The sequence below is a fragment of the Salinivibrio costicola subsp. alcaliphilus genome (assembly GCF_001996185.1).
Lineage (GTDB): Bacteria > Pseudomonadota > Gammaproteobacteria > Enterobacterales > Vibrionaceae > Salinivibrio > Salinivibrio costicola.
In genome coordinates, this window is record NZ_MUFR01000201.1 from 1 (window position 1) to 270 (window position 270).

Genomic DNA, 270 nt, shown 5'->3' on the forward strand with positions numbered 1-270 from the left:
GTCATCCTCATACGCACCTGATGGTACCGTACCGAGCTCTAGGTGGTTTTCTCCCGGCTGTAAGTAAGCGGTAGCGTTAAACCCCGATGAGAAGGTGGCAGCGGTCGAGCCTAGGTTGTCTATGGCATCTATGTTATTGATGACACCAAAGCAATATATGGTTTGTGAACGGATATTGGCGGTGTACAGCACAGGCGGATTCTCGCCTTCATTATCAATCTCGATATCAACGGTCGACACCTGCTCTCTCGCTTGCCTCATTTGTTTATC

General features: G+C 49.3%; 1 pseudogene. It reads right to left on the reverse strand.

Annotation, left to right across the window (positions count from 1 at the left end):
• Positions 1-261: pseudogene (locus BZJ21_RS16780) on the reverse strand (glycosyl hydrolase family 26); the annotation flags it as partial.
• Positions 262-270 lie beyond the last annotated feature (9 nt).